Origin of the sequence: Roseobacter sp., from assembly GCF_024639605.1 — a bacterium.
Taxonomy (GTDB): Bacteria; Pseudomonadota; Alphaproteobacteria; order Rhodobacterales; family Rhodobacteraceae; genus Roseobacter.
In genome coordinates this window covers 663-5,689 of record NZ_JAHEHZ010000182.1, presented here as the reverse complement: position 1 = coordinate 5,689, position 5,027 = coordinate 663, and the positions used below count along the sequence as shown (strand labels likewise).

The 5,027-nt window shown below is 58.8% G+C and carries 6 protein-coding genes and 1 tRNA gene; 2 read left to right on the top strand and 5 right to left on the bottom strand.

Annotation, left to right across the window (positions count from 1 at the left end; translation table 11 throughout):
- From Q0M35_RS16785 to Q0M35_RS16770, 4 genes are all read right to left on the bottom strand, one after another.
- The coding region (locus Q0M35_RS16785; RefSeq protein WP_295317415.1) for a hypothetical protein at positions 1-251 on the bottom strand (251 nt) is incomplete at its 3' end.
- Positions 248-691, bottom strand: a complete 444-nt coding sequence (locus Q0M35_RS16780) for a GFA family protein (protein ID WP_295317414.1) — start codon at positions 689-691, stop codon at positions 248-250. The genes Q0M35_RS16780 and Q0M35_RS16785, both read right to left, overlap by 4 nt.
- Complete coding sequence (locus Q0M35_RS16775; RefSeq protein ID WP_295317413.1) at positions 684-1,118, bottom strand: GFA family protein; 435 nt, start codon at positions 1,116-1,118, stop codon at positions 684-686. Before Q0M35_RS16775 ends, Q0M35_RS16780 begins: the two co-directional genes overlap by 8 nt.
- 153 nt (positions 1,119-1,271) lie before the next feature.
- Positions 1,272-2,705: an NAD(P)-dependent oxidoreductase gene (locus tag Q0M35_RS16770; protein WP_295317412.1), complete on the bottom strand. Its 1,434-nt coding sequence runs from the start codon at positions 2,703-2,705 to the stop codon at positions 1,272-1,274.
- A gap of 219 nt (positions 2,706-2,924) precedes the next feature.
- Here Q0M35_RS16770 and Q0M35_RS16765 point away from each other — a divergent pair, with 219 nt between their 5' ends.
- On the top strand, positions 2,925-3,728 hold the full coding sequence (locus Q0M35_RS16765) for an undecaprenyl-diphosphate phosphatase (RefSeq protein WP_295317411.1): 804 nt from the start codon (positions 2,925-2,927) through the stop codon (positions 3,726-3,728).
- Here Q0M35_RS16765 and Q0M35_RS16760 read toward each other — a convergent pair.
- Positions 3,725-4,708: a complex I NDUFA9 subunit family protein gene (locus tag Q0M35_RS16760; protein WP_295317410.1), complete on the bottom strand. Its 984-nt coding sequence runs from the start codon at positions 4,706-4,708 to the stop codon at positions 3,725-3,727. The two genes, Q0M35_RS16765 and Q0M35_RS16760, sit on opposite strands and share 4 nt — an antisense overlap.
- Positions 4,709-4,895: 187 nt before the next feature.
- Between Q0M35_RS16760 and Q0M35_RS16755 the strand changes: the two genes are divergently transcribed.
- Positions 4,896-4,981, top strand: a tRNA-Leu gene (locus Q0M35_RS16755).
- Positions 4,982-5,027: the final 46 nt, after the last annotated feature.

Genomic DNA, 5,027 nt, shown 5'->3' with positions numbered 1-5,027 from the left:
GCTGGTATCTGCACGTGGATGCCGGCACCGTCGCCGGTTTTGCCATCGGCATCGACCGCACCGCGGTGCCAGATCGCCTTCAGCGCCCGGATGCCGTTTTCAACGACATTCCGGCTTGGTTTACCGTCGATCGAGACCACAAGGCCGACGCCGCAGGACGAATGCTCTTCGCTTTCGTCATACATACCGTGCTCGGCCATATAGGCGCGTTTTGCCTCTTCGCGGGCCACCCATGCATCATCATAAGTCATCCGGCATCTCCTTTGACGTAATTGTTCTTTGCTTCATATTCTGCGCGCGTCGCTTTGGGGTGACTGCCCCCGATCTGCGCTGCGGCCATGGCATTATCTGTGTAAATCTCGGACCTCAGCGGCCAGTCGAGGGCCGCATCGAACAGCCCGGGCATCAGCTCAAATGACGCGTCCGCGTCATCAGTATTGCGCATCCACAGGTTCGATCCGCAGACCGGGCAGAACGCCCTTTCGGCCAGATCCGACGAGGCATAGCGCGTCACGTCACCGTTAACAGACACTGCATCCGCCGGCGCTTCGAAACACATAAACACGCCGCCTGACCACCGCTGGCACATGCGGCAATGGCAAATGCCCGGGCGCGGGTCATGCCCGCCCGACACGGTGATTTCGACGGCGCCGCAAAGGCAGTGTCCGGTCAGATGTGTCACGTCATTCATCTGTCGCATCCGCGTCGGTGAACATTTCTATCGTCTCTTTTGTGCTCAGGCGGCGGTGATCGCCGGCCAGCTCATATCCAGACGGGCAGCGATCGCTGAAAAACTCCAGTGTCAAAGGGCCGCCTGCCGCGTTGTCAAACAGCCCCGCCGCAAGGTGGCGCGTGCCGTCATGTTTCGTACCGTACCAGAGCGTCGATCCGCAGGTTCCGCAAAAACCCCGCTCGGCCCACTCTGATGAGACATAGCTCTGCGCCGGCCCTTCGACAGTCAGTGTTGAGGCGTCCGTATCGACGGACATAAACATTGAACTGGTGTGCCGGCGGCACATGTCACAGTGACACGCTCGCAGACGCGGATCCTCAGAGCGCACCGACACGGTGACCGCGCCGCAAAGGCAGCGGCCCTGGAGAAGCCGACCTTCAGTCATGATGTTGTCCGCGCGGGATATCACTCGCGGGTCGCTGCAGGTTGTTTCTCATCTGATACCTCCTCCAGGCGACCCGATTATCCTGCGCCATCCGTTTCAGCCGCAGTTCCTGCTCGCGGGTGCATGTGTCGTGCATACAAACTGACCGTCGTTTTATTCTGCCGCGATGGCTTCCGGGGTATCGAGTTTTGCCAGAATGGCCGCTGCGCAGTCGCGACCGTCACGGATCGCCCAGACCACCAGGCTCGCGCCCCGAACGATATCACCAACGGCATAGACACCGTCCAGATCCGTGGCCCCGGTGTTGAATTCAGCTTTGACCGTACCCCAGCGTGTTACCGGCAGTTCGGGCTCGTTCCAAAGGGTCGGTAATTCTTCGGGCTCAAAGCCGAGGGCCATAATCACCAGATCTGCATCTTCGACATAATCGGCCCCTTCGATCACCTCCGGCGCCTGACGACCAGTGGCATCCGGCGCCCCGAGACGCATCTTCTGCACCATAACTCCTGTGACCGGGTCGCCTGCAAAACCTCTGGGCGCGGAGAGCCATTCAAAGATTACACCCTCTTCCTCAGCATTCTGCACCTCGCGCTGGCTGCCAGGCATATTTGCCCGGTCCCTGCGGTACAGACATTTGACGCTCGTCGCACCCTGACGCACCGAGGTGCGCACGCAGTCCATGGCGGTGTCACCGCCACCGATGACCACCACGCGTTTGCCTTCGGCGTTCAGCATACCGGTGTCGAACTCCTCCACGGCGTCGCCAAAGCTCTTGCGGTTGCTGGCGGTGAGAAAATCGATAGCCCGCACGAGACCCCGGGCACCCACACCCGGCGCCTCAATCTCACGGGTTTTGTAAACGCCCGTGGCGATGATAACAGCGTCGTGCTTGTCGCGCAGATCAGCGAAGGTGATATCCTCGCCCACATTGCAGTTCAGCTCAAAGGCCACGCCGCCTTTTTCCAGCTGTTCGTTGCGACGCATTACCACGTCCTTTTCCAGCTTGAAGCCGGGGATGCCGTATGTGAGCAGTCCGCCGGCACGGTCATAACGGTCATAGACGGTGACCTGCACGCCGGCACGACGCAGCACATCCGCCGCCGCCAGCCCGCCCGGGCCTGCGCCGATAATACCCACGGACTCGGTGCGTTCCTGCGCCGGGCTGATCGGCTGGACCCAGCCCTCCTCCCATGCGGTATCGGTGATGTATTTTTCCACCGCCCCGATGGTGACTGTGCCGTGTCCGGACTGCTCGATGACGCAGTTTCCTTCACACAAGCGATCCTGGGGGCAGATCCGCCCGCAGATCTCAGGAAAGGTGTTTGTGGCCTGGCTCACCTCATAGGCTTCCTGCAGGCGCCCTTCGGCGGTCAGCCGCAGCCAGTCAGGAATGTTATTGTGCAGCGGACAGTGACTCTGGCAGTAGGGCACACCACACTGACTGCACCGGCCGGATTGCTCCCGCGCTTTTTCTGCAGCGTATTCAGCATAGATTTCATGGAAATCTTCCTTGCGGATTTCTGCATCACGTTTTTCGGGCATATCCCGCTCAACGGTCACAAATTTCAGCATTGGTTGCTTAGCCATCGTCTATTTCCTCCGCAACAGAACAGGCTTCCCTCTAAAGCATGTACGGACAGAAATAAAGTCAGTCATGCTGACCTTTAATCAGAAATTTTCGCTTGTTCCGGCCCCGCCGCGCCTTAAAGTAGCGAAAAGTATGTCCGAATCGGACCTAAATTGATACTTTCCATTTGATTCCCCGCGCTTATACCACAGGCGGGGACAGAACTTCAGGGCAGCACAATGACACTCCTTCAGCTTCTCATCGTTGCGATCATACAGGGGATCACCGAGTTTCTGCCCGTCAGCTCGTCAGGACATCTGGCGCTGCTGCCTGCCCTGACCGACAGTCCGGATCAGGGTCTTGCGATCGATGTGGCTGTTCACGTCGGCACGCTCCTGGCCGTAGTTCTTTACTTCTGGCCGGACGTCCGGATTGCGATCGGCGGAACAGGCAGGCTGCTGCGCGGCCGGGTGGATACGCAAGGCGCTTTTCTCGCCCTGTGCCTGGGCATTGCGACGGTACCCGTAATTATCGCAGGTCTCGCGATCAGGCTCGCCGGGATTGATGAAATGATGCGTTCTGTGGCCGTGATCGGATGGGCGATGCTGATCTTTGGTCTGGTGCTGTACTGGGCGGATCAGACCGGTGGCACACGTAAAACCTCTGCGCAATGGTCCATCAAAGACGCAGCCCTCATGGGCCTTGCACAGATGCTGGCGCTCATACCGGGCACTTCTCGTTCAGGGATCACGATCACCGCAGCGCGGCGTCTTGGCTATGGTCGTGAAGGGGCGGCGAAACTGGCAATGCTGATGTCGATCCCGACCATACTGGCCTCAGGCGTGTTGCTGAGTTTTGACGTGATTGCCGGAGCTGACTGGGCTCTGGCGCGCGACGGCGCCATTGCGGCAGCTTTTGCTTTCCTTGCGGCACTTGGGGCGCTGACGCTCATGATGCGCCTGCTGACAAGTGTCAGTTTCACACCGTACGTAATTTACAGGGTCGTGCTGGGTATCATCCTGCTGATCATCGCCTATTCCTAGGTGCGCAGATTGCGGGCAGATTCCTTGATTGCGTCATACTGACCCGACGGACGGAACCGCCACAGGTATTCCGGCAGTACGGAGCCCATATCCGTCGGTGTAATCCCAAGATCAACAAAGCTTTTCTGATCCCCGGACACCACGTTGTCGTTCGCAAGGTTGCGCACCTGATCGCCAGTGATCATTTTGTTCGGGATGAGCCCCAGCGAAAGGGTCTGCAGCAGGTCAAAGCCCCATGCCATGATCCGCGCGGCGAAAAACGGAACGTTCACAATGAGGCGGCGGCGGTGGATGATCTCCAGCATCTGCTGCATGAGATCTCTGAACGTTTTCGCCTCGGGTCCGCCAAGCTCATAGATGCCCGGGGCGGCATTCCTGGTAAGCGCGCGTTCCGCCGCCTGTGCGACGTCGTCTACGTAAACCGGCTGAAACTTCGTATCCGCACCGACGACCGGCAGGAACGGGCTCATGCGGGTCATTCCGGCAAAGCGGTTAAAGAATTCGTCCTCGGGACCGAAAACCACCGATGGCCGCAGAATTACAGCATCCGGCATGTGATTAAGCACGGCGGCTTCACCTTCAGCTTTGGTGCGGGCATAGTCGCTTTCGGAATTTTCGTCAGCGCCTATGGCTGAGATCTGCACCATCTGAGTGATGCCCGCTTCGGCAGCAAGTCGCGCAATCCGGGCGGCACCTTCGGCCTGCACCGCGTCAAAACTGTTTTTCCCGCTTTCCGCGAGGATACCGACGCAGTTCACAACAGCATCCGCGCCCTGCATCACCTGAGCAACAGAGGCATCATCGCGTACATTGCACAGCACCGGCTCGACCTGACCCACGACGCCGTAAGGTTTGACAAAAATCGCCTCGTTCGGCCGACGCACTGCGACCCGCACACGCCAGCCGGCTTTCGCCATTCTGCGGGCGATATAACGCCCGACAAAACCTGAACCGCCATAGATCGTGACCAGCTTCGACATAGTGTGCCCCTTTGCGTTGTGCGCCCCTGTCCGATGTACCCCCCGGACCGCAGTGAAACAAGGCGCAAATCCGCACGGGGAACGGGTTTTGTCCCGCCCGTGCAGCGATGAAGGGGACTGAAACGGGTGGCAAAAATCCGTTTGACACCTCTGAGCGTTGGGCTTACACGCCTGATCCACGACACCTGCCCAGGTGGCGGAATGGTAGACGCGCTAGCTTCAGGTGCTAGTACTCGCAAGGGTGTGGAGGTTCGAGTCCTCTCCTGGGCACCAATAAAACCTCTTATCTAATTGATTTATAATATATATTTTTTATTGA